This window comes from Tessaracoccus bendigoensis DSM 12906, assembly GCF_900141915.1.
Taxonomy (GTDB): domain Bacteria; phylum Actinomycetota; class Actinomycetes; order Propionibacteriales; family Propionibacteriaceae; genus Arachnia; species Arachnia bendigoensis.
Window position 1 is genome coordinate 47,531 of sequence record NZ_FQZG01000015.1, and the last position, 26,202, is coordinate 73,732.

Sequence of the window (26,202 nt, forward strand, 5' to 3'; positions counted from 1 at the left end):
AGCATGCCTGTAACAGTTGCTGAATGCGAGATTTCCGAAGCGGTGGTGATCCGCGCCAACCAGAGCGTGCGGGCGGCGGCGAAACTGATGGAATCCCACAACACCGATCTGGTGGTGGTGGTTGACAAGGATGCGATCGCCGGAGTCGTGACGGCCACGGACCTGGTCTGGCGCGTGTACGCCGTCGGCGGCACGGGCAACGATGAGATCAGCGGCGTTTGCGACGGAGACGTGGTGGTTGCCTCCACGCAGGACCGGGTCAGCGACGTGGTGGACAAGGTGCAGGAGACGGGGGCCCGGCGCGTGCTGGTCCACGACGACGGCGACCTGATCGGCACGCTGGCACGCGAAGACCTGTTCGAGCGGACCGGCCGCCCGGTTAAGGCGGTCTCGCCGCATGTGGTGGGAAGTCGTTTCGCGCAGCGGTCGAGGGAGACCGTGGCCGTCGGCTGACACTGCCGCTGGGCGGCTAGTCCCGCTGGGCTGTGAGACCCGCTGGGCGGCTGGGCGGTTAGGCCCGCTGGGCGGCTGGGCGGTTAGGCCCGCTGGGCGGTTAGGCCCGCTGGGCAGCTGGGCGGTTAGGCCCGCTGGGCGGTTAGGCCGTCAGGCGGCAGCCGCTCTCGGGCGCGGGCTCGTCCGGGCCGGACCTCGGAAAATCGACCAGTGGTCGATTTTGGTGTGTCTGGGGTCGAGTATCGGCCAGTGCCTTGTTGTCTGGGGGTGTGGGGGCCGGATCGGGGCTTGTGAAAATCGACCAGTGGTCGATTTTGGTGTGTCTGGGGTCGAGTATCGACCACTGCCTTGTTGTCTGGGGCTGTGGGGGCCGGGGTCGGTTGGGCGAGGATCGGCCAGTGGTCGATTTTGGTGTGTCTGGGGTCGAGGATCGGCCACTACCCGGAGCCCATCCGATCAAGTCGTGGGTCGGACCGCCCTTTGTCCCGGCGCGTCGCCCGGGTCCAGTGACCCCCAGCCGCCGCGCCCCTGTGTTAGGTGACTGGCGTCAAACCATGCCACAGCTGTGGTGTACCGGATGGCGCGACCTGACACCCCTACGTCTGGATATGGACCCAGCCCTGAAACTTCGGGCGACGAACCCGACGACGCCGACCCAGTGGTCGATTCTCCCCGTGTATCAGGTGACGGCCTCGGCGGGCCGTGGATTGGCGTCTCGTAGGTGGATCGCCAGCTGAACGCGGTGCGCCAGCTCCACGGGCAAGTCCCTGCCAGCGGCGCGCACGGACCGGTTGAGGGCCAGCACCTCGCGGTCCAGTTCCGCAGCTCTCGCGGCTACGGCGAACGCGTGGATCGCGCGGACCCGCAACTGGTCGTCCTCCGGCGCGGCCAGACGACCCCGTGCGACGGCCCAGAGGGCCAGGTCGGGGTCGGCGTGCTCGATGGCCCGGTCGGCCAGCACGCTTGCAGCGTCGACAATCATCGAGACCATGTCGGCGCGCAGCGTCTGGGCCCAATGCCACTGAAAGGCCGACGCGCCGAGCGGTTCGCCGCGTACGAGGCGAAGGGCCTGACGCAGGGCGGACGGCGAGGCGGAGTTGACGCCCCCGGCGAGCAGGGCCTCGAAGCGTTCCCAGTCGGAAGTGACCCGCTCGTCCAGTCGGATGCGTCCGGTGTAGGCGTCGGGAAGGTAGGGCGAGCCGTCGGGGGCGGTGCCGAGCCAGGCGCGCAGCCGACACATGTTGGAGCGTCGGGTGCTTTCGGCCACGAGAAGGTCGCGCGTCATCACGGTGGGAGTTGCCCCCGGGTGAGCCAGCAGCCAAGCGCAGTACTCGATGCATTGCATTCGGGCGCGATTGGGTTCCTGGCCGGCCGGGTTGAGCAGCTCGACCTCACCCAGCAACGACAGCGTGGGATGCGGGTGTTCCTCTGGTGGTTCTGGCATCGGTTGCTCCTCGCCGTGAGCGGCCCCGACGAGGGGGAGGGGAAGGACGTTAGGTGGCAGGCTCGAGCTGTCGCTCCACCACGGGGCTGGGACGGTCTCGGTCGAGCCGGTGGCGCGGAACAGCTCGAGCAGCACCCTCCGGGCGGGTTCGCCGACCAGTTGCGGGGTGAACTTCTTGCCGCGGAAGGTGCCCAGCTCGGTCTCGAGCTCGACGGCCGCATGTTCGATGTGTGGGGCAGCGGGGGCAGTCGCGACGACGCCGACGCCGACCTCGCCCAACGCCAGGGCGTCGGCGACGGCGTCGAACTGAGTCGCCGACAAGGGACCTTCGAACAAGAACACCACCGGATTCCACGCGGCGTCGAGGTCGGGGTCGGAGCGCAGGTCGGGTAGGCTCCGCCCGCGCATGGCAAGGCGCCGTCGGGAACAGGTGCGGGCCAGTTCGGCGAGACCGTCGCTGGTCGAGGCCGACGCCGTGACACGCGGGTCGTCGAGGGCCTCGGCCCACTGCGCCCCGCCCACCACGATGAGTTCGACCCCTTCAGACCAGGGGGCCGACGACAACCCGGTCACGATTGCCGCCAGGCCCGCGGTGGCTTCGCTGCCGGTCAGCACCGTGGCGCGTTCGCGTTCGAGTTCGATGGGCACCTCGGAGCCGTCCTCGGCCCAGCCGAGCAGCACCGTCGTGGGCGGCGGGGCTTCTTCCGGGTCCGGGGCATCGTCGGCATGGACGGCGAGGGCCCCCCAGAATCGCGATACCTGCTCGGGGACCGGTACCAGCCGGCGCCCGACGGCACGCCCGAGCAGTTGGGCACGCCTCCGGGTAGCGACCCCTGCGACGACCCCGAGGGCAAGCAACGCGCCGATCGGGCCGAGGACTGTCAACGGATCTGAGTCGACGGGGGTGGCCTCACCGGCGTGGCTGGCTGCGGGGGGAGGCTGGGTCGGGTCTGTTGCGGGCAGCCCGGCGCGGACCGCAATCCTGCCCGGGGTCTCGATCGGCGCCTCTACCGGGCCTTCGACCGGCACCGGTGCCTCGGTCAGCGTCTCAACCGGGCCCTGGGACGGAACCCCAGCAGGGGGCTCGGCAGCCGGGCCGACCGCGGCTTCGGCGTGGACCTCGCCAGGAATCTCGGCCGCGACTTCGGGCGATGCCGTCGCGGACGGCGCGGTGTCTGGTAGCTGGAGAACCCAACCGACGTCGATCTCGTCCGGGTCGGCAATCTGGCCGCGGTTCAGGGCATGGATCTCTGGCCAGCGGTTCCCGTCACCCAGGACCCGTTCGGAGATGGCCCACAGTGAATCACCGCGCTGCACCACCACGTGGCTCGAGACGTTCTCGAGGGGGGACATCTGGGTAACCGGCAGCGTGAGGACCTGCCCGGCGGTGAGCGTGAACGAGTCGACGATGTCCGGGCTGAGCGCGACGATCTCTCGCCACCGCTCACCCGAACCAAGCTCACGTTCTGCGATGTCCCAAAGCTCGTCGCCCTCCTGAACCACATAGACGCGGCCCACTTCTGCCGGTCTGGTAGCGGGCGGAGAGGTGACCGTCGGCTGGGCTTGTGCGGGAGGGGGGACCGTTGCCGGGGGAGGCCGGATGGGGTCGGCGTCGGCGATCGACGGCGTAAGCACCGCCGCCATTACGAGGGCGCCGATCATCGGACGGAGCCAACCCGTGCCCGGCAGGCGCAGCCGGACACGACGTCGGGTCAGTACCGCGATGAACTCGAACACCGTGGTGAGCGTGATCACCACCCAGGCGAGCCAGCCGAGGCAACTGAGCAGCGCGAGGATCAGGGCGCTGCCTGCCCTGGCGGTGAGCAGACCTGCCGGGTCGACCTGGAGCAGGTAGTCGATCGATCCGATCTTGAGCAGCACCCACGGTGCCCCGACGAGCAGCAGGGCGAGCGTCAGGAGCGCGCCGAGCGCCCGAGCGGCCTTCACCGCCCACTCCGTCGTCGGTGGCACACGTCAGGAAGGCAGGTTGTTGGTGACGTAGGCGGTGATCGCCCCGATGATGATCAGCGCGATGGCGGCCGCCCCCGCGAGCAGGATCGCATTTTCAGTGCTCTGGCTCAGGCCACGCTCGTCGCGCTCCCGGCTGCCGTGGAGCAGGGTGACGAGAATCCCGATGGTCCGGTGAATGGTGAACATGTTTCCTCCTTGGTTTGTACTATCTGTCGGTGGTGTCGTCGGATTGCAGTTGTCCACAGGTTTGCTCCGGCCGGTTTACCCGGGGCCAAGTAGGGTCAGGAGTGCCGGGGTGAGGAGCGCGACGCCCAGCAGCAGCGCCGGGATCGTCATCCAGAGCGACATCGCTTCGCTCGCTTCCTGGGCCTCGGCCTTCTGACGACTCAGGTGCGCGTCACGAAGCTCCCTGACGCGGGCCTGCAGCACGTCCGCGAGCCCGGCGCCCTGCTCCTCCAACTGCATGATGTCGGCAAAGTCGGAAAGCTCTGCGACGTTCCACTCCGCCGAGATCCGGCGCAGCTCGTCCCAGGGCTGGACCTGCTCCATGCGGGCCCGTTCGAGCCCGGCGGAGATCCTGCGGAACAGCGGGGCACCTGATACCGCCGCCGCGTTGGCGGTTGCTTGAGCGGCCGAAGAGTTGGCCAGGCGTTCCAGCACCACCAGGTCGAAGAAGCTGTGTATCCCGTCGATGGCCGAGCTGCGGTGCCGTTCGGCCCCGCTGCGGAGGCGGAGGTCGGCCACGAAGTAGCCGACGACGGCGCACAGCAGCGCCACGCCGAAGGGAAGCAGGCCAGGGTTCCGCCCGAACACGAGTTGGGTGAGCGCCCACACCGTCGGGAGGAGCAGCCCCGCGAAGGTCCACACCAGCTTCTCGGTGAAGAAGTCGCCGACGCTTCGCCCTTGGAAGTTCAACAGCCGCTGCTGTTCCTGGCTGAGCGGCAGCCGGAGGCGGCGGTGCAGGCGCTGGCCAACGCCTTCGAGCCCGGCCGGGGACTCTTCACGCTGGGGAAGCTGCGGGTGCCGGTCCAGGGCGGCGAGCGCGTCGCTGAGCCTCACCGGTGAAGCGACGGCCCCCCGAACCACCAGGAACCCGCCGAACCCGGCCAGCATCCCCAAAGTGATCACCAGCCCTGTCATGGCGCACTCCTCAGGAACCGCGGCGTCGGCGTCGGCACCGTGCGGCGACGCAGCATCAGAAGGCAGCCGAGGTAGGCGACGGCAAGCGCCGCAGCGATCAGTTGTCCGAGCGCCGTGGAATACGGGTCGAAGAAGCGGGGGTTGAGCAGGAGGGCCCCGACGAGCACCGCAAGGGTGATGATCGTCACCTGCCGCACCACGGCGCGTGGTTTCGCACGTTCGGCGGCGATCTCCCGCAAGGCCCGCAGACGGTCCTGAATGTTGTCTGACAACGCGGTGAGGGTCGCCCGGGTGCCGGCCCCGCCGCGCGACGAGGCGATGGCCAGGGCCGCGACGACCGCGTCCGCGTCGGCCGAGTCGAGTTCGTCGGCCATCGCCCACAGCGCATCCCGCATCGTCCAGCGCTGGTCGAGCCGCGTACACAGCCGGGCGACCGGGTCCTGTAGGACGGGGGAGACCTGATGGCGGGTGGCGAAGATCGCATCCCTGATCGACTTGCCGGCCGTCAGTGAGGTGGCGATCAGACGCACCCAACGGTCCAGCCCGGCGAGCGTTTCGATCTCGCGCTGGGGTGGTGCGGCCAGCAGCGCCGGGATCAGGATCAACGCGGTCGGCACCAGAAGCAGTGAGATCAGCCATCCGGTGACGACCGCCGTCACCACACCTGCGGCCAGGGCAGCGCCGAGCCAGATCCTGCGTTTCCTCGGGAGGGTTACCCACCACTTGGCCGGCCTTGTCCACAGGGCTGTGGATGAACCTGTGGATGGAACGCGGGGGATGAGCCCGTTGATCAGGACGATGAGGCCGAGGCCGACCACGGCCCCTGCGGCGATCGCGAATGTCAGCCCCATCTCGCGGCGCTCTCAAATTGGGCGAGTTCGGCCGCCATCGCCGCTTCCGGTTGGAACAGTTCCGGCGTGGTGTCCGTGGCGGCCCGGTACACCAGGTGGGTCGTCGGGCGCCCGGCCTCGACGGCCCCGGTGAGTTGACGCACCTCTGAGACGAACCTGCGCCGCACGCCGCCGCGCCACGCGTCGTCGCGCAGTGTCACGTGGACTACGAAGTTCATGTGGTGGGCGATCTGGCGCATTGCGTCGTCGATGCTCATCACGCGGCCCTGGGCTACCCGTGCCGCGAGCCGGTCGATGGTCGATGAGGCCGAGTGCGAGTGCGTCGTCGACAACGTGCCTGCGCCGGACTGCATGGCTTCGAACATGGCTCCGGCCTCGGCGCCGCGGACCTCGCCGACGACGAGGCGGGTGAGGTTCTGTCGCAGCGCTTCGGGGATCAGGTCGGCGACGGTGTAGGTGCCGACGCTCTCGCCGCCGGTTTGTTCGCCCATCCCGACCCTGGCTTGCAGTGCCAGCACGTTTCGTCGGTGTCGCAGCAGGTGGGTGAGGAGTTCGTAGTCGGTTTCGAGGGTGCCGAACCGCTCGTTGGGGTGGATTGCGGAGATCAGTGCGCGTAGCAGGGTGGTTTTGCCTGCTCCTTGATCGCCGGAGATGACGATTGATTTGCGGCCGAGTACCGCGGATTGCAGGAGTCGGGCGACCGGCCCGGGGAGCATGCCGTCCTCGGCGAGGTCGGCCAGGGTTACGTCTGTGAGGAGGTGCTGTCGGATTACGATGCTGGGTCGGTATGAGAGTCCGAAGCCGATGGCGTGGAGGCGGAACCGGTCGCCCAGGGCCAGGGTCATGGTGGGGTGGAGGTCGTCGAAGGGTCGGGCGGGGGAGGCGGTTTCGCCGAGGAAGCGGATCGCTTCAACGAGTTCTTCGTCTGAGTCGGCGATCGGTGGGTGCTTCTCGCGGTGGCCGTCGGTGTATTGCACCATGACGGAGTCGAAGCCGTGGATTTCGATGTTCTCGGCGGTGCCGATCTCGAAGAGTGGTTGGAGGCGGCCGTATCCGAAGATGGCGCTCTCGACGGCGTCGGCGTAGCGGGATTCCAACTCCAGTGGCCATAGCGCTTCGCCGGATTCGCCGAGGCTCTGCGCTCTGGCGTGGACGACGGCCCGGATGACGGCGCGACCCTTCGCGCGTCGGTCGCCTTCCGGCATCGGCTGTCCGCGGCTGCTCAGCCATTCGGCGGACGCGGCGGCGATCTGCTCTGCCGCGTCGCGGCGCATCCCGACGACCAGTTGCCAGTCGACGTTGCCGACCGGTGAATCCGTTGTGAGACGGGCGCGTTGGGGCGTGAGAATGTCGGGGTCGCGTACCACTCCAAGTTGGCCCAACGCGCCCGAGAGTGTTGGGATGCCTGTGACGCTCATCGGGCCGGCTCCGCGACTTCGAGGACCGCCATGCGTAGCCTGCTGACCCGTTCTGACAAGGCGTTGGCTTCCGAGCGGAAGCGTCCCATGAAGGCCCCGCTGTGGAAGCGTCTTGGTTCGTCTTCGCCGTCGCTGAGGACGCCCGCGGTCTTTGGATCCCAGGGCTGCTCGACCCAGGCGGGCAGCCCGAACTGGGCGGCGATCTCGGCCGTCGAGTAGGGGCGGCCGGGGCCGATCACCGCCAGCGCGCACGGTGTGGGGGTCGGTAGGGAGCGCAACTGGTCTTCGAGCGAGACCAGGTGGATCCTGGCTGCGGCGAGCGAGCGCAACGTCGAGCGGACGGCGACGAGCACGACATCGGCTGCGGTCAGCAGCCCGAGGGGGAGCCCGGTGACCGAGATGCGGCCGGCGTCGACCAGCACGTCGACGCCCTGGTCGTCCAGCGCCTCGAAAGCCTCGGCCAGTGCGTTCCACACGTGTTCGAACAGCCTGGACGACCCTGCGGACGTGAAGCCGGGGAGGAGTCGTCGTTGCTTGTCGCCCTGCTCGACGAGGGGCAGGGTCTGGCGCCAGAGTTCGGGCGCGAGCGCGACGCCTTCGCGGTGGAGGTGTGCCAAGGCGACCAGCCCCCGTCCGCCGTGATCCATGCCCCGCAGGTAGCCGGCCTGCACGGCCTGGGACGGGTCCCGGTCGCAGTCGGCGAGCAGCACGTGGCGCGGCCACGTGAGCGCAAGACCGAGCGCGGTCGTCGTCACACCGGGGGAGCCTGCCGCGGAGGTGAGCACGATGACCGCCATCAGGAGCCCACCACCACGACGGCGACCAGGTCGCCCGCGGCCAGCCGTGCCACGGCGTCGGCGTCCGTGTCGGTGACTCGGATGTCGAGCGCGAAGGTGTTCGGGTCGTCGAGGGGTGCCGGGAGGCTGACGGTGGTCGCGTCGACCGCCTGCTCAGAGCCCTCCGTCAATCCGACCACCCGCACTTTCGTGCCGGCCGGTAGGTCTGAGGAGGGGAGCCGCCCGAGCGTCAGCCGTAGCCCGACCAGGGCCTCGCCGTCGGGGAGGGGATTTTCCCCGACGTGCCTGTGGAGGGGGAATGAGCCGCTGGGGAGGTCGCTCAGGGCGCGTTGTCCGACGAGGGACTCCAGCTCGGTGGCCGACAGGCGCGGTACCGAGAGGGTGTCGGGGACCTCGACCACGGCCAGGTCGCTGGCTTCGATGACCTCCCCGCGGCGCACGTCGGTGGCCATCACGATGACCGATTCGTGGTTGGCGTTCATGGTGTAGAGGGCGGCGGCGCCGAGCCCGCCGAGCACGACCAGCAGGACCCCGAGCGCGATCAGTCGTGGGCTGCGGCGGGCGCGCAGCTGGACCGCGTCCGGGCGTGGTGCCTTCGGTGGCGTCAGGTCCGGCTTGGATGGCCGCTGGGGCTTGTGCATCGTCGCTCCTCCCGTGGGGCTACATCTAAACCCAGGAAGGGGGTCAACTCGGGCCTTTTCGGGACACCTGTGGATAACTTCAGTTGAGCACTGCGGTGGAGTTTGGATCAAGATGACGAATCTCCTCGTCATATAGCGATGTTACGGCTGCTATCCTCGCCATAGATGAGGGAGGTGGATATGGCGGGCTACCAGATCGACGAGCAACTCACCACCTTCGGTGGCCATGTGCACGGCTGGCGCATGGTGCTCGGGCTCACCGCCCAGCAGGTCGCCGAGCGCGCTGGCATCACCCGAGATACCCTGCGCAAGATCGAAGCGGGTGACCCGGGCGTGGGCTTCGGCAACGTCGCCCAGGTGCTGCGCGCTCTCGGTGTGCTCGATCAGGCTGTTGACGCGATCGATCCGCTCGCCAGCGACATCGGGCGCCTGCGCGCCGGTCACCTCACGAAGAAGCGTGCCCGATGACTGGCCCGGTCGGTGGGCCGCCCGTCGGCGGAGTTAGTGGAGGGCGCCGAGGGTGGGGTGGTGTTCGTGTTCGGGATGGCTACCTACAGCTACGCGGCAGATGATGAGGCGGGGCGTCGGCTGGCGGCGGTGCAGTATTGGTTTCGAAGATCGCCACGGCAGCGACCGGTGGCGCCAGGAGAACTACTTCAAATACGCCGGCAACACTTCGTCCTCGACGCACTCGACAGCTACGCCGATACCCCCGACGACCCGGCCTGTTGGCTGGTACCCAACCCTGGCCGCCCTCGGCGTCGAACTCACCAACACCCACACCCGCCGAGGCAGGTCCTCAATCGGCCACCTTGCGCAACGGTGCCACGGTCTGCTCAGCAAGGGACAGACGCTGGCGCTGTTCGTGGACGAGAGCCCCAAGCAGGACGACATCCGAGCCCACGTCCGCGAGTTCAAGAAGAACGGGACTTGGTCGAAGATCGACCGGCGACCCCTGAAGAACATCCTCGATACGGTCTACTTCGCTCCCTCGTGCGAGAGCCGCCTTCTTCAAGCCGCCGACCTCGTCTCTTACGCCCACTTTCGCGCCCGAATGACGCCCGTTACGTCGAAGAGCCACGGAGCGGGGAAGCAGGCGTGGGGAATCGTGGAGAACCTGTGCGATTGCAACTTCTGGGTTCCCTAGACGCACATCAGCCCCGGACTAACCGGGGCTGTGGCGGATGGGACTCGTTAGGAGAACCCGTTAATTCATGGCACATGGCCCTCCGTGCCACCACAAGACACAACACGCCACCAGACGCCACAACGCGCGGCCGACTGCCGTCCTCGGCGAGGTCGGCCAGGGTTACGTCTGTGAGGAGGTTCTCTCGGATTACGATGCGGGGTCGGTATTAGAGTCCCAAGCCGATGGCGTGGAAGCGGAACCGGGCGCAGAGGGTCAGGGTGAGTCATGGACTCTTGCATGTCGACCGCGCTCACTCGGGTGCGGTGTCCTCCTCGGCCGACCGGTCGGGGCGGCGGAACAGGTTCCAGGCGGCCAACCCCAACCCACCCCAGACCGTCAGCAACGAGATGACGAGCATCGTGATGGCTATCGACGTCACGACTTCCCCTCCTCAACCGCGCGCCCATGGTCGTCGGCGCTCTCGTCGAACTCCAGGTTGTGTGCCCGTCGCCATGGGATCCGCGAGAGGAGGACGCCGAGTATCACCAGGCTGCCCGCCATGCCCCAACCCAACACGCCGAGCAGCCCGAGGGGGTAGCCGCCGTATGGGGTGGCGATCTTGGCGATCACCTCCGTGATCAGGATGTAGCCCAGCACGAGGGGCACCAGGGCGCCCATGATCCACACCCAGGCACGGCCCACCTTGAAGCTGGAGAACCGGTCGAGGTGGCGCTGCAGGGTGGGGAGCCGTTTCGAGAACCAGGCGACGGCGATGACGCAGGCGAACGCGCCCGCCAGGATGCCCAGCTTGTTCACGAACTCGTCTGTGATGTCCAGGCAAGTAGATGCCGGTGGTGGTGGCGAGCAGCGAGGTCGAGATCAGCGCCATCGGCACGCCCACCAGAACGATGGCGCGGGTCCTTGAGACCCCCAACTTGTCGCGCACCCCGGCGATGACCACCTCGATGATGGAGATCATCGACGTGACGCCGGCGAACACCAACGAGCCGAAGAACAGCACCCCCATCAGCGACCCACCGGGCGCCTCGGAGATGATCGTCGGGAACGCCACGAACGCCAACGTCAGGCCCGAGGAGACGACGTCGCCGACGCCGACCCCCTGCGCCTGCGCCATGAATCCGAGGGCCGCGAAGACGCCGATGCCCGCCAGCATCTCGAAGCTGGAGTTCGCGAACCCCACCACGAGGCCGGAACCAGTCAGGTCGGTCTTGCGCTTCAGGTACGAGGAGTAGGTGAGCATGATCCCGAATCCGACCGACAGCGAGAAGAAGATCTGGGAGTAGGCCGCCGCCCACACCGACGGGTCGGCCAGCGCAGCCCAGTCGGGGGTGAAGAAGTGGTTGAGCCCCTCCGCGGAGCCCGGCAGGAACAACGACCTGACTACCAGCATGACGAACATCACCACCAGCAGCGGCATGAAGATCATGTTCGCCCTGGCAAGGCCCTTGTTGACGCCCCGGGCGAGGATGCCGAGGGTCACCAGCCACACCGCCAGGATGGGGATGAGTAGCCCGGGAACGAAATCGAAACCGACGCCCGGGGTCTCGGCGACATGCAGGAACTCGTCGTGGAGGAAAGCCTCAGGGTCGGTTCCCCAGGCCTTGGTGACGCTGAAGAACATGTACATCGCTGCCCACGCGACGATGGCCGCGTAATAGATGGCGATCACGAACGCCACCAGCACCTGCCACCAGCCGATGGCCTCGGTCGCCTTGCCGCCCAGCCGACGCAGCGCCAGCGGGGCGCTGCCCCGGTAGCGGTGCCCGACGGCGTAGTCGAAGAAGAGGAGGGGGATGCCCGCGCTCAGCAGCGCGATCAGGTACGGGATCAGGAACGCCCCGCCGCCATTGGTGTAGGCGACATAGGGGAATCGCCAGATGTTGCCGAGCCCGACGGCCGAACCGATCGCGGACACGATGAAGAAGTTGCGAGACGAAAAGACCTCGGGCTTCGCGCTCTTGGCTGGGGCGGACATGGGCCTCCTGACCTCGCGTTTGCCTGCCGATGATTTGGACACTGCTCGCACCTGCGGCGTGGGTCGCGAGGTCATCATCCTCGCAGATCGGGCGCAAACCCGGTGTTTCTCGTCCGACGGTTGGAAGAAGGGCCGCGGGGTATTGTGTTTGGACTGGCTCGGGAGAGGCGCGGACGATGCGTGTTCAGATCGAGCTCTTTGCGGCGATGGTGGCCGTCTTATTCATTGTGACGCAGTCGTTGAGCGCAACTGCGGCGCCGCCCCGCCTAGTCTATCTCGACTGCCCCGAGCCGGCGGCGGTCGGCGCGATCACGGGCAAGGAACCCCTCACAGCGCAAGGGCCTCGCGGGCAGTGTGACTATTTCACCCCTGACGTCTCCTTCCAACTGCGGGATGTCTCATTGGCCGAGTTGCGCGCCGCCGCCGAGGCGGACGGCCACGATGTCGTCGACGCGCCCGGGGCCGGGGAGGGGGCGTTCCAATACGCATCCGACGCGGGCATGACGCTGAACTTCGAGCGGGACGGAAGGGCCTTGTCTATCGTATCGAACACCCTCGGCCTGGAGGTACTCATCCAGCTGGTCGGCCTGGCGGGCGACTCCATCTCGCTCTCGCCGGAGCTCATGCCTGCTGCGCCATTCGAGGTGACCTGCCCCACCGCCAAGCAGTTGAGCACAGTTCTGGGCGAGCAGTTCCTGCTGGAAAAGGATGAGGCGCGCTCCTGCCGGTATTCCGCTGGCGCCAAGTGGGTGTGGTTCGACGTCTCCGACTTCGGGCTCGTCACCGAATCTTTGACCTACCGCCAACTCGAGTCACGCGGGCTACCCGGCTCCTACGCCTTCAACGACCTCGAAGACCTCGGTCCCGGCGCATACTGGTTCGCCGACCTGTCGCCCCTCAGCGTGACGTGGCAGCACGCCGAGGGCGTCGTGTTCAGTGTCATGGCGGACCCCTACGGCCAAGACGACCTGCGTCGCGTCGCCGTATTGTTCAACAGCGTCCAGGCCGGCGGGGAAACGCCAGGCAAGCCTGGGATGCCCTCCACCGGAGTCTGATGACCCCCTCTAGCTAGGCCCCACGATCTTCCAATCTCCCGGGCCCCTTTGGGAATACGGGGACCGTCGACAATCTCGATGTGCGCCGAGCTCGCTCGAATGAGCTTGGATGGCGCTAGCCTTCGGAAAGCAACTCGGGTTGGCCGCTGCCCCGGGTGTCTTCCTGCCCAGCGCTGGCGCAGCCGAACGACATCCGGCACTGCCTCCCGAGAAAGGAACGACGACGTTCCACTGCCGAAAGGAGAGATCCATGGTTTCGAGGCGTTACACAAAGTTGGTCCTGGGGGCACTCATGGCCATCGCGATGATCGTGGCGACCCCTGTCGCGGGCTGGGCCGCCCCGGCTGCCGACCGGACCGACCCTGCCGAAGCGCGTCGGGTCGACTCCGTCAGCCCGAAGATCGACTGGTTCGACTGCGAGGTGGTCGCCGACGGGGCGCAGTGCGGCACCGTCGCGCTGCCACTGGACTACAACAAGCCTCGAGGCGCCACCACCGAGGTGGCCCTGCTGCGGATCCCGGCCGCAAATCAGCGAGGCCGGATCGGCACGCTGTTCATCAACCCGGGCGGGCCGGGCGGCTCCGGTGTGGAGTTCGCGGCCTCGGCGCCCTACTTCCTGGACCAGGCCGTATTGGATCGCTTCGACATCGTCGGGTTCGATCCGCGAGGCGTGAACTTCAGCGACCCGGTGCGATGCTGGCGGAACTTCGCCGAGCAGGCCAGGGCCCTTGACGGCATGACCGTGCCATTCCCCTTCACGAACGACGAGATCGGCGGGTACGTCGCTTCGGCGGAGAAGTTTGGGCGTGCCTGCTCGACCACAGGCAAACCTCTGAGCGCGAACATGTCGACGGCGAACGTGGCCAGGGACATGGACGTGCTGCGGCGAACCCTTGGCGACAAGCAGCTCACCTACCTCGGGTTCTCCTACGGCAGCTACCTCGGCCAGGTTTACGCCAACATGTTCCCCGACCGCGTGCGCGCGTTGGCCATCGACGGCGTCCTCGACCCGATCGCGTGGGCAGGCACAGGCAAGGACGCCACTTCGGTTCCGCAGACCCAGAGGATGTTGTCCGGCGAGGGGGCAGACAAGGCGATGCGCGAGATCCTGAAGCGCTGCAAGGCCGCAGGGGAGGACTACTGCCAGCTGGCGGGGCTCGGTGATCCGGAGGCTCTGTACGCAGAGGTCCTCCGTTCACTCAGACGCGAGCCGCTGGAGATCATCGACCCGGAAACAGGCGAAGTGTTTGGGGCCCTGACCTACCCGGATATGGTGTCCCTCCTTCTCACTGACATGTACTCGCCGTGGGCCGGTGAAATGGTGGACATGGATCTGTCCCTCATTGTCGAGATGCTGCACTCGGGCTCGTCCTCGGCCGACAGGGATCGCGCCGCCGCAGGTCTGAAGGTCAGATGGGCGAGTGCGCAGCCCCAGAGTGACGCGACCCGCGATGCCCTCCTGGCCGCGGGAGCCTCGGCTGGTTGGGCGTTCCCGTACGACAACAGCCCGGAAGCGTTCCAGGCCATCGTGTGTACGGACAGCCGGAACCCTGCGAAGGCGGCCACCTGGCGCACCTATGCCAACCGGTCCGAGCGGAGCGCGCCCGGCTTCGGCGCGCTGTGGACCTGGACGTCTGCAGCGTGCGCGTCGTCAACGTGGACGGGGACGGACGCAAGTTCCTACCGCGGGGTCTTCACCAAGCGGACGGTCAACCCGGTGCTGGTCGTGGGCAACTACTGGGACCCGGCGACGAACTACTCCGGCGCGCAGAAGGCCGCGTCGCTGCTGCCCAACAGCCGGCTACTCAGCAGCGACAGCTGGGGGCACACGGCCTACGGGACATCCGAGTGCGTGACGTCGGCGGTGGGCAACTACCTGCTGAGGCAGAAGTTGCCAGCCAGCGGTGCCAAGTGCGTGGGCGACGACCAGCCGTTCACCCAGCCGTTCGACCCAGGGGAGGAGATGATGGCGGCCAAGGCGCCGACGCGGCGCGACCTTCCGCCGGTCGTGCCGCCATTGCCGGGCGGTACGCCTCGACGGTGACGGCTGCCGGATCGGTGCCGTGAACGATCCCGTCCCCGCAGGCGGGCGACGCGCCGAGGCTTCGGCCCGGCGCGTCGCCTCGTGCCCGACGTCAGGCGCGTCTTGGGCCGACGCGAGCGTGCCGGACGGGCGGGCAAGGTGTCGCCAATTTGACTTCCTGAGAATCCTGAGAGATTCTTTGGGTGTTGGTTTTGAGGAAAAGGGAAGTAATTTCGTGCGCAGATGGATCGCAGCCGCAGCCGTTGGTCTAGCGGCAGTAATCACATCGGTCGTTCCGACCACCGCAACCGCCCTCCCTCTGGCGCCGGCGCCGGTAGCGCCCGTCACCGGCATCCCGACGCCCTGCGCCTCGACCGTGCCCTTCCCCGAAGGCGCCACCATCGCCGAACTGCAGGCCGGGATCACCGAGCACTTCGGCTTCGCGTTGACCGGTTCGCAGTGGACCGAGGAACGCCGCGCCTCGATCAAGATCCTGTGGCAGACCCTCGACGCGATGGACTGCACCACCTACCGCACCGACCTGCAGGCCAAGGTGGGCGGCAACGTCGGCCTCAACGCGGCCAGCATCAGCGGCTACGCGTGGGGCGACTGGAGCCTCACAAAGGGCGGCTACGTCACCTTCGACTTCTCCAAGTTCCAGAAGGCTCTCGACTCGGGCGATGAGGGTCGGCTCACGCGCCTCGTCGCTCACGAGTTGGCCCACGTCCTGAACTCCGACCGGTACGAGGAGCCCGCCTACTGGCAGGCGTTCAAGACGCTGTACGCCCAGGAGGGCAGCTTCTCATCGTATGCGGGTAGCAGCGTGACGGAGACCTTCGCCGACGTCGTCGGCTACTACGTCGGACGGTGTGCGCTGGAGAACCCGTACGACACCGGCAAGTTCGGCGCCTACTACGACTTCGCCAAGACCCAGGTGTTCGGAGGCAAGGAGTTCGGCCCCGCCCCGGGCCAGGAGATCAACTGCACGGTGCCGTCCGCCGACGCAGAGGTGCCGCAGCCCGGAGCTGAGCCGGCCGCCGCCTGGCTGGAGGGCCTCGCGGGCGAGTAGGCCCATCGGCCTGGCGGTGCGGCATGCTTGTGCCCATGCGCCCCATCTTCTGGTTCGTGATCGGCGCGGCCGCTGTCGCCATGGCGGGCGTCACCATCGCGCTCGTCTTCACCGTCGTCTCATTCTTTCGCGATCCCTTCGGGACTGAGATCGAGGTGACCCCCGGCCTGATCGGCTCCCTCTCGTACATGGAGGTGCCGGACGAGGCAACCCTCGAATCCGGCGCGTTCGACCAGTGGCAGGACTGGTCGCTGACGGCGACGGTCGTCATCCCCGTTGAACACGTGGCTGCCTGGGAGGCGACGCTCGGCGCCTACCCGGAGCCCACCGTCGAAGCCTGCGCAGAACTCGGACTGGCAGGCGGCGATGGGCAGGTGTGCGCAGGTACGCAGGACGGGCCGGATGTCGCCAAGTTCGCCCGGACCGATCTGGAGGACGGCTCGGTGAGGGTCGCGATCACGGCCTTCGGTGACTGAGGGTCGCGATAGTCTCGTGGGAGTCATCGAAACACCATCGGAGGATGCCATGCCCGAGGTTGCCGCCTACGCCATCGATTCGCCCACCGGCCGTTACCACCCGACCACGATCACGCGTCGCGAGCCTGGGCCGACGGAGGTGTACTTCGACATCGCCTACGCGGGCATCTGTCATTCCGACATCCACACCGCCCGCGGCGGCTGGGGGCCGATCAAGTACCCGTTCGTTGGCGGCCACGAGATCGCAGGGACCGTGAGTCGCGTCGGCTCAGAAGTGACGAAGTTCAAGGTCGGCGATCGGGTCGGCGTCGGCTGTTTCGTCGACTCCTGCCGCGAATGCGACATGTGCAGGCAGGGCGAGGAGCAGTTCTGCACCAGCCGCCCCGGCACCGTCTGGACGTACAACGGCGTCGGCCGCGACGGCCTGCCCACCGACGGCGGCTACTCCAAGGCCATCACCGTCGAGCAGGACTACCTGATGCGGGTGCCCGACAACATGGCGCTCGAGCACGCAGCGCCGCTGATGTGTGCAGGCATCACCACCTACAACCCGCTCAAGCGGTGGGGCGCTGGCCCGGGCAAGCGTGTCGGCATCCTGGGAATGGGCGGGCTGGGGCACATGGGGGTGCAGTTCGCCGCGGCGCTGGGGGCCGAGACGATCGTGCTGGGCCGGACGCTCTCCAAGAAGGAGGACGGTCTCAAGCTCGGCGCCACCGACTACGTCTCGACGCAGGACGGCGCGGCGATGCGGAAGTTGCGGGGCAGCTTCGACCTGATCCTGTCGACCATTTCCGACGGCGTCGACCTCAACGCGGTCCTGAAGTTGCTGAAGGCACACGGGGCACTGGTCAACGTCGGGCTACCTGAGCAGCCGTCGTCGCTGGAGATCGGGGTGCTGACGGGGCAGGCGCGGGTGTTGGCGGGGTCGAACATCGGCGGGATCGCCGAGACCCAGGCGATGCTGGACTTCTGCGCCGAGCACGATCTTCGTCCGATCGTCGAGGTGATCTCGGCTGATCGGATCGACGAGGCCTACGACAACGTCGTCGCCTCGAAGGTGCGCTACCGCTACGTCATCGACGTCGCCACGATCTGACGGTCGGGTCGGGTGGGCGTTTCCTGGGAAGAGCCCGCGTCACCAGGGAAAAGGCTGGTTACCTGGGAAACGTCCGCGTTACCAGGGGTAAGGCTGGTTACCTGGGAAGTGTCCGCGTTACCAGGGTAATCGCTGGTTACCTGTGGAATACCGCTGGTGTCGGGCCATAGTGCTGGTGTCGGCGACGGACCGCTGGTATCGAGCCAGACCGTTGGTATCGAGCCATACTGCTGGTGTCGACGTCAGATCGCTGACGACCGCGCCATAGTCCGGGTGACGGCGAACCACCGCCGATGACGCCGACCCGCGACCTCCGGCACTAAAGTGTCACCGGAGGCGAGCGTGAACGAGGGATACGGGCCGAGAGCCTGGGTCGTGTGGGGCGTAGGGCTGTTCTGCTACGCCGTCGTCGTGATGCACCGCACGTCCCTCGGCGTCGCCGGGCTCGAAGCGGCGGCCCACTTCGGAACCACTCCCGGCGTGATCTCCACCTTCGTCGTCCTCCAACTGGCCGTCTACGCGATCGCCCAGGTGCCCATCGGGCTGCTCCTCGACAGGTTCGGTTCCCGGGCACTCCTGACGGCGGGCGCACTGTGCGCAGGTGGCGGGCAGGTGCTGCTCGCCCTCGCCGACGACCTGCCCATGGCCTACGTCGCGCGGGTCCTGCTCGGCGTCGGCGACGCCTGCATCTTCAACTCGGTACTTCGGCTGCTGCCCCGCTGGTTCGCGCCCCGCCTGGTGCCGGTGCTCAGCCAGGTGACCGGCATGTTCTCCGCCCTCGGCCAGATCGCCGCCGTCGGCATCGCATTGCCCCTGATCCAGGGGTTCGGCTGGACGACCGGCCTGCTGCTGGCCGCATCGACGACCCTGGTCGCCGCAGCCGCGACGGCGACCCTCGTGCGCAACGCGCCAGCAGGTGAGCCGACGGCGGTCGTCGTCGACCCGATCCGCAAGATCCCCGCAAACATCGCAGAAGTCGTCAAACACCCGGCGACCCAACTCGGTTTCTGGATCCACTTCACCGCGGGTTTTTCGATGAACACGTTCGTGTTCATGTGGGGTATGCCGTACCTCATGGTGGGGCAGGGGCTCAGCCAACTGGCCGCGGCAGGCCTGTTCACGTTGCTCTCGGCGGCTTCGATGGTCGCCGGCCCGATCATGGGTGCGCTGACGGCGAAGCATCCGCTCCGCCGCAGCAACCTGTCCCTGCTGGTGATCGGCCCCCTCATCCTGATCTGGGCGGTCGTGCTCGCCTGGCCCGGTCGCGCCCCGCTGCCGCTACTCATCCTGCTGGTCATCGTGCTGGCCGTAAACGGCCCCGGCACGGGGATCGGGTTCGACTTTCCCCGCACCAACCTGCCCGTGACAAGGCTGGGAGCCGCAAACGGGGTGGTGATCGCAGGCGGGTTCACCGGGGGCACGCTGCTGATCCTGGCGATGGGCATCTTCCTCGACCGGATCGCCGGGGGAGGCGACTACACGGCCGAGCACCTCAGGCTGGCCTGGCTGCTGCAGGTGCCGTTCTTCGTCGTCGGCCTCTCCGGATTCCTCCTCAGCAGACGACGGCTCAGGCGGCGCATGGCGGCCGACGGCGTGATCGTGCCGAGTTGGCGCGAGGTGGTTGAACGGATCAGACGCCAGCGCGGCACGCGCTAAAACAGGCCAGGAGGGGTCGGGGGCGGGGGAGCGTAAGCCGGGTCGACCCCGTTGAACAGCTTGCTCACCGAACGACCCGTGTGGATCCGGTCGATCGCCTCGGCGAACAACCCTGCGACGCTCAACTGCTTCAGCCCGGGGAAATCCGGCGGGGCCGGGACGGTGTTGGTCGACACCACCTCCCTGATCCGATCAGACGACGTGAGCTTCTGCACCGCCTTGCCCGTGAACAACCCGTGCGTGCAGGCCACCGAAACCTCGTCGCAGCCGAAGTCGCCGAGCCGGTTGACGATCTCCATGATCGATCCGCCGGTGGCGATCTCGTCGTCCAGCACGATCGCCTTCTTGCCAGCCACGTCGCCGACGATGCTGTCGATTACGACCCGGTCGTCCGCCAACCGCTGCTTCGAGCCCGCAGCCACCGGCAGATTCAGCAGCCGGGCGAGCAAGGTCGCCTGCTTGGCGTTGCCCAGGTCGGGCGAGACGACCACATGGTTGCTGAGGTCCTTGCCACGGTAGTGGTTCGCGATGACGCCCATCGCCGTCAGATGGTCGACCGGAACCGAGAAGAAGCCGTGGACCTGGGGCGCGTGCAGCGCCATCGTCAACACCCGGTCGACCCCGGCGGTCGAGAGCAGGTCGGCCACCAACCTTCCGCCGAGCGAGATCCGCGATGCGTCCTTCTTGTCGGATCGCGCATACGCGTAGTGAGGCATGACGGCGGTGATCTGCCGCGCTGAGGCGCCGCGGGCGGCGTCGATCATCAGCAGCAGTTCCATCAGGTGCTCCTGCGTCGGTGGCACCAACGGCTGGACGATGTAGACGTCGCGTTGCCGGCAGTTGACTAGCAGTTGCGCCTGTAGGCAGTCATTGCTGAACCGTGAGATCTTCACCCCGGAACGCTCGGTGCCGAGGTTCGCGCAGACTTCGTCGGCGAAGCCGGGGTGTGCCGAACCGGAGAAAACGACGATGCCCTTCACAGAGGTCTGCCTTTCCTGGGGGTGGCCCCAAGCCTAGCGATGTTGAAGGTTGCTGTAATACTGGTGCGCATGCCAAACACCGACTCGGAGAGTCATAAACGCATCCCGCCCCTTGAGGCCGCCCGGTGAGCCCGATAGCTTCACTGCTGGTTGGCGTCGTCGTAGTGCTGGCCATCACGGCCGCCACCGCCTATTTCGTGGCCCAGGAGTTCGCGTTCGTCGCGGTTGACCGCTCCAAACTGGCCAGCCGGGTCGCGTCCGGCGATCAACGCGCAGCCGCCACCCTGGACATCACCAGGCGCACGTCATTCATGCTTTCCGGTGCCCAACTGGGCATCACCGTCACCGGCCTACTCGTCGGCTATGTCGCCGAACCGCTGATCGGGCAGGCCGTCGGATCGATGTTGTCTGGCGGCGCGCTGACGGCGGTCTCCGTCGCCATCGGCGCCTTCGTCGCGCTGGCCTTCTCCACCCTCGTCCAGATGCTCTTCGGTGAATTGTTCCCGAAGAACTACGCCATCGCCAGGCCCGGGCCGGTCGCCGACGCGCTCGCCCCGTCGACCCGGCTCTACTTGTGGGTGCTGCACCCGGTGATCTGGGTTTTCGACAAGGCCGCGGAACTGCTTCTCCGCCTGGCCAAGATCGAACCCGTCCACGACGTCGAGTCCGCAGTCACCGTCGCCGACCTTGAGCGGGTGGTGGCCGACTCGCGTGCGGCAGGCACTCTCTCCGACGAGGTCGGCCTCGTGATCGACCGGATCATCGACTTCCCCCGCCGCGACGTCGAACACGCCATGGTGCCCCGCGTCCGGGTCGACACCGTACCCGAGACCGCGACCATCGCCGAAGTGCGGGCCGAGATGGCCACCGGCCACACCCGTTACCCGATCATCGCGGAGAACAACGATGTGCTGGGCATCGTTGAGTTGAGCGACGTGCTCGACCATCCGGCCGACTCGTGGGCCAGCGTCACCACGATCGCGCGGGCGGCTCTGTTCCTGCCCTCCATCATGAAACTGCCCGACGCGCAGGCCGCGCTCCGGGATGCGGGCAAGGACATGGCTTGTGTGCTCGATGAGTTCGGCGGTTTCACCGGCGTCGTCACCGTCGAAGACCTCGTTGAGGAGATCGTCGGAGACCTTGTGGACGAACACGACCTCGACCCCGAGCCCGAAGACGACAGCCACGTGGTCGATGGCGCCATGCCGCTCGACGATGTCGAACGGCTGATCGCGCACCGGCTCCCCGAGGGCGACTACGAGACCCTCGCCGGCCTGCTGATCCACGAGAAGGGGGACCTTCCCGCGCTCGGTGAGGTCATCTCGCTGCGCATCGAACCGACCTTGGGGGAGCTGACGTTGCACTCGGATGCGCCGTCGGTGGTCGCCACGTTCGAGGTGCAGGAGATCGAGAGGCACGTGCCCTCCCGGGTGCGCATCGAGGTCGACACCGAGACGCCCGAGGTGAAGGCATGATTCCCCTGGCAATGAACGGTTGGAGCGTCACGCTCTGGACCGTGGGGCTCATCGCGCTCAGCGCGTTCTTCGTCGCCTCGGAGTTCGCGCTGATGGCCGCGAAGCAGCACCGCCTGGAGCTTCGCGCGGGTACCGCTGCCGGCAGGGCGGCGCTCAAGAACTCGTCCGAGATCACGATCGTGCTCGCCGGTGCCCAGCTGGGCATCACGATCTGCACCCTGGCGCTCGGTGCCATCACCAAACCCGCGGTGCACCATGCGCTCATGCCGCTGCTGGAACTCGGCCTGCCAACGGCAGCCGCCGACGTGGTGGCCTTCGTGCTCGCGCTGATCATCGTCACATTCCTACACCTCGTGATCGGGGAGATGGCCCCGAAGTCATGGGCGATCGCGCATCCCGAGGACTCCTCGGTGTTGCTCGCTTTGCCGTTGCGTGGCTACATGTGGCTGACCCGTCCGATCCTCCACATGATGAACGCGGCCGCGAACTGGCTCGTCCGTCGGGCCGGTGCAGAGCCGGTGAGCGAACTCGGCCACGGTCAGGATGCGGCCGGGCTCAAGCAACTCGTCGAGCATTCGGCCAAGGTCGGCTCACTGGACTCGCGCTACAGCGGCTCGCTCCGGCAGGTGTTGACCTTGCGGGACACGAGCGTCGGCGATGTGCTGACGCCGGGTCAGTTGTTCTCCGAGGTGCCGGTCGACGCCACCATCGCCGATGTCCAGGAGGTCGCCCGCTACACCAGGCACCTGCGCATCCTGGTGCGCGACGGCGGGCACACCGTCGGCGTCGTCCACGTCCGCGACACCTTGGCTGCGGACCCGTCGACGCCGGCGCTGGGCCTCGCCAGGCCCCCGGTGCTGCTCACCGTCGAAACCGGGCTGAGCGTCGCGGTCGCGACGGTGCGTAAGGCGCGCACCCAGCTGGCGGTCGTCACAGACGGTGAGAACGAGATCGGGATCATCACGTTCGAGGACGTGCTGCCCAGCCTCATGCCGTCGGCGATCCTGACTCCAGCAGGGTAGGTTCCTGGATGGCGGCGGGCGTGGCCTGGCCGACCAGCCAGGCCAACGCCCACATCAGGGTGACGGCGGCCGCAGAGTAGGTGACGGCGATCGTCGCGTCGATGCCGTTGGTCTGGGTCGGGGCGAGGCCCGCCGTCGTGATGACGATGCCGAGCCCGAGTTCGACGACCAGGGCGACGCCTGCGACGGCCGCGGCGGTGCGGAGGGAGGGGCGGCTGGCGGCCAGATAGAGGATCACCGCGATGAAGACAATGGCGACCGCCGCCATCGCGATCCGCAGCACCTGCAGCGCAGGGAAGCGGTCGATCTCGTGCAATTCCCACAGCGGCCAGCTGAGGCAGCGGGTAAACGATCCGGTGCCGTCGGTGGTGGTGCCTGCCACCACGCTTCCGAGCAGGTGCATCGCGAACAGCCAGCCGAGGGTCACCCCAGCCAGTTTGCGGGTGCGGGGGGCATCATCGTCCGGACGGGTCGACCGCAGCGCCGAGTGGGTGATGGTGCTCAGCGCCATCGCGATCAGCGCGAACAGCAGGTCGAGCAGGCCGAGCGCGAGCGGCAGCGTGAACAGGATGATCATCATGCCGAACACGGCCGACCCGACAGCGCAGGCCAGCGCGACCCAAGGGTAGACCCGAAGCCTCGGGTCGCGGGAACGGCGTCCGAGCCAACCCGATACACCCAGCAGCACGAGAGCCGTGAAGCTGATCAGGCGATGGATGAACTCAATGACGGGGTTCTCCAGCCAGCCGACCTGGATGCCCGGGCCGACCTGGTCCGAATAGCACACCGGCCAGGCTGGGCAGGCGGAACTCGAGTCGGTCGCACAGACCATCCCACCCAGCGCGACGGTGATGAAGATCAGGATGCTTGCCCAGCGCGTCACGCGCCGGTGCACGACGATCGGCACGGCCACCTCCGGTTGACTACTTCGGAAACCTCCACCTCATCCAACCAGCCGGTTCCCGGCGTTTAGTCTCGTGGTGTCTTAGCGGTCGTCGGATGCGCGATCACGGCGCTGGCATGGCCCAAAATGACGTAGAAGTACGGCAAGACGGAGCCTTGACCCCTCGGGAGACAAAAAGCCCATTCTGGCCGGAGTTTTTCGGGTGTTTGGTGCCTCAGCCCTGGAGGCGGGAGGAGATCTGGTCGAAGGTCGGCTGGTCGAATGCGACCAGCCGCGCCGCCTGCACCTGCGTCGGAGTCGAGGTGAGGGTTTCGACCGCGGCGGCGATCGCGTCCTCCTTCGGCCAGCCGTAGACGCCCGCGCTGATCAGCGGGAACGCGATGCTGACCGCGCCGAGGTCGTCGGCGACCTCCAGGCAGCGTCGGTAGCAGGACACAAGCAGCGCCCGGTCGCGCTGGCCTGCCCGGTAGTTCGGGCCGACGGTGTGGATCACCCAGCGGGACGGTAGCGCCCCGGCGGTGGTCCAGCCCGCGTCGCCGGTGGCCAGCCCGTCCGGGAAGCGGGCGATGCAGTCGCTCAGGATCGCCGGGCCGCCCGCCCGATGGATCGCGCCGTCCACCCCTCCACCGCCGCGCATCGCGTTGTTCGCCGCGTTGACAACGGCGTCGACCCGTTGTTTGGTGATGTCGCCCAGGACCACGGTCAGTTCCATCCAGCCAGTCTTCCACGCGCGGCCGATCCCGGCGGTTCGCCGCGACATTGTGGGGCGTCGCCGTCGGAAACATTGGTCCGCCTGAAAAGATGGAGGCATGACAGCAGCACAACCTGCCTGGGTGAGGCACTATCAGCCAGGAGTCCCAGCCGAGATCGAACCGCCGACCGAGTCGCTCGTCGGGCTCTACGAACGCTCGGTCGCCGAGGGGGCCGACGCCGTCGCGCTCCAGTTCTTCGGCCGCGAAACCACCTACACCGAACTCGGCAGCCAGATCTCCCGGGCGGCAGAAGGGCTCCGCAAGCTCGGCGTGAAGGCCGGGGACAGGGTCGCGCTGGTGCTGCCCAACTGCCCACAGCACGTCGTCGCCTTCTACGCGGTGCTCCGGCTGGGGGCCGTCGTCGTCGAACACAACCCGCTCTACACCTCCCGCGAGCTTCGGCACCTGTTCGAGGACCACGGGGCCCGGGTCGTCATCGCGTGGGACGCGGCGGTCGCCAAGCTGCGGGAGCAACCCGCCGACATTGAGGTCGACGCGATCGTCGCGGTCAACCTGGTCAGGGCCTTCCCCGCGATCAAGCAGATCGCCTTGAAGTTGCCGATCCCGAAGTTGAGGGCCACCAGGGACAAACTGACGCAGCCCGCTCCCGGCACCATCGCCTGGGAAGCGCTCTTGGAGGCGGAGCCGATCGACCCCGCACACCCGCGCCCCACCGTCAACGACCTCGCCGTCATCCAATACACCTCCGGCACCACGGGCCAGCCGAAGGGCGCGATGCTGACGCACTACAACCTGTTCTCCAACGCCCGGCAGGGGGAGGCGTGGATGTACGGCGCGCAATACCGGAAGGAGACGTTCTACGCCATCCTGCCGATGTTCCACGCGTTCGGCATGACGCTGTTTCTCACCTACGGCATCCTGAAGCAGGCCCGGCTCGTGCTGTTCCCGTCGTTCGACGTCGACCTGGTCCTCGACGCCGCCGTCAAGCATCCGCCGACGGTGTACTGCGCCGTCCCGCCCATCTACGAGGCGACGGCGAAACGCGCGAAGGAGCGGGGCATCTCGCTGCGCAGCGCGAAGTACTGCATCTCGGGCGCGATGTCGCTGCCGGATTCGACCGTCGAGCTGTGGGAGTCGGTATCTGGCGGCCTGCTGGTCGAGGGCTACGGCATGACGGAGGCGTCGCCGGTGTGCCTCGGCAACCCGTTCGCACCGTCGCGTCGCCCTGGCACCATCGGGGTGCCGTTCCCGAGCACTTTGATGAAGGTGGTCGACGTCGACGACCCGACCAGGGAGGTGGCGCAGGGGGAGCGGGGCGAACTCCTGATCCACGGGCCGCAGGTGTTCCAGGGGTACTGGCACAACGAGGCCGAGACCGAGAAGACGCTGCTGCCCGGCCGTTGGCTCCGCACGGGTGACATCGTCACCGTCGACGAGGACGGGTTCACCACCATCGTCGACCGGGCAAAGGAGATCATCATCACCGGAGGGTTCAACGTCGCGCCGTCGGAGGTCGAGGCGGTGCTCCTGACGAACCCGGCGGTGCGCGACGCCGCGGTGGTCGGGCTCCCGAACGAGGAGGTCGGCGGTGAGCGGGTGGCCGCGGCGGTGAGCTTCGAGGTTGGGGCGACGCCCACGCACGTGCAGTTGCGGGCCTGGTGCAAGGAGCGCTTGACCGGCTACAAGGTGCCCCGCGACTTCTATGTGGTCGACGAACTGCCCAAGTCGATGTTGGGGAAGGTGCTGCGCAAGGAGGTCCGCGACCAGATTGCCGGGCGGTCGCCGTTGCCGCACGAGTAGGCGGAGTCGTCGTCGTTGGGGTGGGTGCTTGGGTGGGGGAGGGTTTGAGCAGGATTTGATGGTCATTGCGACGGCGTCAGTGTTGTCTGCTGA

The 26,202-nt window shown here is 67.5% G+C and carries 23 protein-coding genes and 1 pseudogene; 12 read left to right on the forward strand and 12 right to left on the reverse strand.

Annotated features, from left to right (window positions below; genetic code table 11):
- The first annotated feature begins 3 nt into the window (after positions 1-3).
- The gene (locus BUC15_RS05470) at positions 4-453 is read left to right on the forward strand and encodes a CBS domain-containing protein (protein ID WP_175558252.1); all 450 of its coding nucleotides are present in this window, start codon (positions 4-6) and stop codon (positions 451-453) included.
- 679 nt (positions 454-1,132) lie between these two features.
- On the opposite strand, the gene BUC15_RS05475 is transcribed toward BUC15_RS05470, so the two are convergent.
- From BUC15_RS05475 to BUC15_RS05505, 7 genes are all read right to left on the reverse strand, one after another.
- Positions 1,133-3,844 carry a LysM peptidoglycan-binding domain-containing protein gene (locus tag BUC15_RS05475; protein WP_073186530.1) on the reverse strand — a complete coding sequence of 904 codons (2,712 nt, stop codon included), beginning with the start codon at positions 3,842-3,844 and terminating at the stop codon, positions 1,133-1,135.
- A gap of 27 nt (positions 3,845-3,871) precedes the next feature.
- Complete coding sequence (locus BUC15_RS05480; RefSeq protein WP_073186531.1) at positions 3,872-4,054, reverse strand: hypothetical protein; 183 nt, start codon at positions 4,052-4,054, stop codon at positions 3,872-3,874.
- A 75-nt stretch (positions 4,055-4,129) separates the two neighbouring features.
- A complete protein-coding gene (locus BUC15_RS05485; protein WP_073186532.1) occupies positions 4,130-5,008 on the reverse strand; it encodes a hypothetical protein in 879 nt (292 codons plus the stop codon).
- The gene (locus BUC15_RS05490; protein ID WP_073186533.1) at positions 5,005-5,859 is read right to left on the reverse strand and encodes a type II secretion system F family protein; all 855 of its coding nucleotides are present in this window, start codon (positions 5,857-5,859) and stop codon (positions 5,005-5,007) included. The genes BUC15_RS05485 and BUC15_RS05490 overlap by 4 nt, the downstream gene beginning before the upstream one ends.
- Positions 5,850-7,277: a TadA family conjugal transfer-associated ATPase gene (locus tag BUC15_RS05495; protein ID WP_084189379.1), complete on the reverse strand. Its 1,428-nt coding sequence runs from the start codon at positions 7,275-7,277 to the stop codon at positions 5,850-5,852. Before BUC15_RS05495 ends, BUC15_RS05490 begins: the two co-directional genes overlap by 10 nt.
- Positions 7,274-8,074, reverse strand: coding sequence for a CpaE/TadZ family protein (locus BUC15_RS05500; RefSeq protein ID WP_073186534.1), 801 nt, complete (start codon positions 8,072-8,074; stop codon positions 7,274-7,276). Before BUC15_RS05500 ends, BUC15_RS05495 begins: the two co-directional genes overlap by 4 nt.
- Positions 8,074-8,715 carry an SAF domain-containing protein gene (locus BUC15_RS05505; RefSeq protein WP_073186535.1) on the reverse strand — a complete coding sequence of 214 codons (642 nt, stop codon included), beginning with the start codon at positions 8,713-8,715 and terminating at the stop codon, positions 8,074-8,076. Before BUC15_RS05505 ends, BUC15_RS05500 begins: the two co-directional genes overlap by 1 nt.
- Before the next feature lie 165 nt (positions 8,716-8,880).
- On the opposite strand from BUC15_RS05505, the gene BUC15_RS05510 reads away from it, so the two are divergent.
- Together BUC15_RS05510 and BUC15_RS05515 are read left to right on the forward strand one after the other, a co-directional pair.
- Positions 8,881-9,183 carry a helix-turn-helix domain-containing protein gene (locus tag BUC15_RS05510; protein WP_245787901.1) on the forward strand — a complete coding sequence of 101 codons (303 nt, stop codon included), beginning with the start codon at positions 8,881-8,883 and terminating at the stop codon, positions 9,181-9,183.
- A 103-nt stretch (positions 9,184-9,286) separates the two neighbouring features.
- Positions 9,287-9,862, forward strand: a complete 576-nt coding sequence (locus tag BUC15_RS05515; RefSeq protein WP_175558253.1) for a DUF3800 domain-containing protein — start codon at positions 9,287-9,289, stop codon at positions 9,860-9,862.
- A gap of 292 nt (positions 9,863-10,154) precedes the next feature.
- Here BUC15_RS05515 and BUC15_RS19360 read toward each other — a convergent pair whose 3' ends face one another.
- Positions 10,155-10,283: a methionine/alanine import family NSS transporter small subunit gene (locus BUC15_RS19360; RefSeq protein WP_139280099.1), complete on the reverse strand. Its 129-nt coding sequence runs from the start codon at positions 10,281-10,283 to the stop codon at positions 10,155-10,157.
- Positions 10,280-11,840 (reverse strand): annotated as a pseudogene (locus tag BUC15_RS05525) (sodium-dependent transporter). Before BUC15_RS05525 ends, BUC15_RS19360 begins: the two are co-directional and overlap by 4 nt.
- Positions 11,841-12,016: 176 nt before the next feature.
- Here BUC15_RS05525 and BUC15_RS05530 point away from each other — a divergent pair.
- The 6 genes from BUC15_RS05530 to BUC15_RS05555 all read left to right on the forward strand — a co-directional run bounded on the left by BUC15_RS05530 (position 12,017) and on the right by BUC15_RS05555 (position 19,215).
- The gene (locus BUC15_RS05530) at positions 12,017-12,895 is read left to right on the forward strand and encodes a hypothetical protein (protein WP_073186538.1); all 879 of its coding nucleotides are present in this window, start codon (positions 12,017-12,019) and stop codon (positions 12,893-12,895) included.
- Positions 12,896-13,145: 250 nt separating this feature from the next.
- A complete protein-coding gene (locus BUC15_RS05535; protein ID WP_073186539.1) occupies positions 13,146-14,939 on the forward strand; it encodes an alpha/beta hydrolase in 1,794 nt (597 codons plus the stop codon).
- A 214-nt stretch (positions 14,940-15,153) separates the two neighbouring features.
- Positions 15,154-15,987 (forward strand): hypothetical protein, encoded by an 834-nt coding sequence (locus BUC15_RS05540; RefSeq protein ID WP_073186540.1) that lies wholly within the window; start codon positions 15,154-15,156, stop codon positions 15,985-15,987.
- Between the two features lie 35 nt (positions 15,988-16,022).
- On the forward strand, positions 16,023-16,463 hold the full coding sequence (locus tag BUC15_RS05545; RefSeq protein WP_139280100.1) for a hypothetical protein: 441 nt from the start codon (positions 16,023-16,025) through the stop codon (positions 16,461-16,463).
- 49 nt (positions 16,464-16,512) lie between these two features.
- The gene (locus BUC15_RS05550) at positions 16,513-17,559 is read left to right on the forward strand and encodes an NAD(P)-dependent alcohol dehydrogenase (protein WP_073186542.1); all 1,047 of its coding nucleotides are present in this window, start codon (positions 16,513-16,515) and stop codon (positions 17,557-17,559) included.
- A gap of 342 nt (positions 17,560-17,901) precedes the next feature.
- Positions 17,902-19,215 (forward strand): MFS transporter, encoded by a 1,314-nt coding sequence (locus BUC15_RS05555; protein WP_073186543.1) that lies wholly within the window; start codon positions 17,902-17,904, stop codon positions 19,213-19,215.
- Here the strand turns inward: BUC15_RS05555 and BUC15_RS05560 are convergent.
- A complete protein-coding gene (locus tag BUC15_RS05560; RefSeq protein ID WP_073186544.1) occupies positions 19,212-20,195 on the reverse strand; it encodes a ribose-phosphate diphosphokinase in 984 nt (327 codons plus the stop codon). The two genes, BUC15_RS05555 and BUC15_RS05560, sit on opposite strands and share 4 nt — an antisense overlap.
- A 125-nt stretch (positions 20,196-20,320) precedes the next feature.
- Here BUC15_RS05560 and BUC15_RS05565 point away from each other — a divergent pair, with 125 nt between their 5' ends.
- Positions 20,321-21,670, forward strand: coding sequence for a hemolysin family protein (locus BUC15_RS05565; RefSeq protein ID WP_073186545.1), 1,350 nt, complete (start codon positions 20,321-20,323; stop codon positions 21,668-21,670).
- Positions 21,667-22,692: a CNNM domain-containing protein gene (locus tag BUC15_RS05570; RefSeq protein ID WP_217652119.1), complete on the forward strand. Its 1,026-nt coding sequence runs from the start codon at positions 21,667-21,669 to the stop codon at positions 22,690-22,692. Before BUC15_RS05565 ends, BUC15_RS05570 begins: the two co-directional genes overlap by 4 nt.
- On the opposite strand, the gene BUC15_RS05575 is transcribed toward BUC15_RS05570, so the two are convergent.
- Positions 22,658-23,605 (reverse strand): COX15/CtaA family protein, encoded by a 948-nt coding sequence (locus BUC15_RS05575; RefSeq protein WP_073186547.1) that lies wholly within the window; start codon positions 23,603-23,605, stop codon positions 22,658-22,660. The genes BUC15_RS05570 and BUC15_RS05575 overlap by 35 nt on opposite strands.
- Positions 23,606-23,810: 205 nt before the next feature.
- Positions 23,811-24,308: an O-acetyl-ADP-ribose deacetylase gene (locus BUC15_RS05580; protein ID WP_073186548.1), complete on the reverse strand. Its 498-nt coding sequence runs from the start codon at positions 24,306-24,308 to the stop codon at positions 23,811-23,813.
- A 97-nt stretch (positions 24,309-24,405) separates the two neighbouring features.
- Between BUC15_RS05580 and BUC15_RS05585 the strand changes: the two genes are divergently transcribed.
- Positions 24,406-26,109, forward strand: coding sequence for a long-chain-fatty-acid--CoA ligase (locus BUC15_RS05585; RefSeq protein WP_073186549.1), 1,704 nt, complete (start codon positions 24,406-24,408; stop codon positions 26,107-26,109).
- Positions 26,110-26,202: the final 93 nt, after the last annotated feature.

What these genes read in the sequence shown, in the direction of transcription:
- BUC15_RS05545 (WP_139280100.1), top strand. Translation starts at nt 16,023, where the DNA reads ATGCGCCCCATCTTCTGGTTCGTGATCGGCGCGGCCGCTGTCGCCATG.
- BUC15_RS05550 (WP_073186542.1), top strand. Translation starts at nt 16,513, where the DNA reads ATGCCCGAGGTTGCCGCCTACGCCATCGATTCGCCCACCGGCCGTTAC.
- BUC15_RS05580 (WP_073186548.1), bottom strand. Translation starts at nt 24,308, where the DNA reads ATGGAACTGACCGTGGTCCTGGGCGACATCACCAAACAACGGGTCGAC.
- BUC15_RS05510 (WP_245787901.1), top strand. Translation starts at nt 8,881, where the DNA reads ATGAGGGAGGTGGATATGGCGGGCTACCAGATCGACGAGCAACTCACC.
- BUC15_RS05500 (WP_073186534.1), bottom strand. Translation starts at nt 8,074, where the DNA reads ATGGCGGTCATCGTGCTCACCTCCGCGGCAGGCTCCCCCGGTGTGACG.
- BUC15_RS05515 (WP_175558253.1), top strand. Translation starts at nt 9,287, where the DNA reads ATGAGGCGGGGCGTCGGCTGGCGGCGGTGCAGTATTGGTTTCGAAGAT.
- BUC15_RS05490 (WP_073186533.1), bottom strand. Translation starts at nt 5,859, where the DNA reads ATGGGGCTGACATTCGCGATCGCCGCAGGGGCCGTGGTCGGCCTCGGC.
- BUC15_RS05485 (WP_073186532.1), bottom strand. Translation starts at nt 5,008, where the DNA reads ATGACAGGGCTGGTGATCACTTTGGGGATGCTGGCCGGGTTCGGCGGG.
- BUC15_RS05470 (WP_175558252.1), top strand. Translation starts at nt 4, where the DNA reads ATGCCTGTAACAGTTGCTGAATGCGAGATTTCCGAAGCGGTGGTGATC.
- BUC15_RS05585 (WP_073186549.1), top strand. Translation starts at nt 24,406, where the DNA reads ATGACAGCAGCACAACCTGCCTGGGTGAGGCACTATCAGCCAGGAGTC.
- BUC15_RS05495 (WP_084189379.1), bottom strand. Translation starts at nt 7,277, where the DNA reads ATGAGCGTCACAGGCATCCCAACACTCTCGGGCGCGTTGGGCCAACTT.
- BUC15_RS05480 (WP_073186531.1), bottom strand. Translation starts at nt 4,054, where the DNA reads ATGTTCACCATTCACCGGACCATCGGGATTCTCGTCACCCTGCTCCAC.
- BUC15_RS05505 (WP_073186535.1), bottom strand. Translation starts at nt 8,715, where the DNA reads ATGCACAAGCCCCAGCGGCCATCCAAGCCGGACCTGACGCCACCGAAG.
- BUC15_RS05570 (WP_217652119.1), top strand. Translation starts at nt 21,667, where the DNA reads ATGATTCCCCTGGCAATGAACGGTTGGAGCGTCACGCTCTGGACCGTG.
- BUC15_RS05535 (WP_073186539.1), top strand. Translation starts at nt 13,146, where the DNA reads ATGGTTTCGAGGCGTTACACAAAGTTGGTCCTGGGGGCACTCATGGCC.
- BUC15_RS05530 (WP_073186538.1), top strand. Translation starts at nt 12,017, where the DNA reads ATGCGTGTTCAGATCGAGCTCTTTGCGGCGATGGTGGCCGTCTTATTC.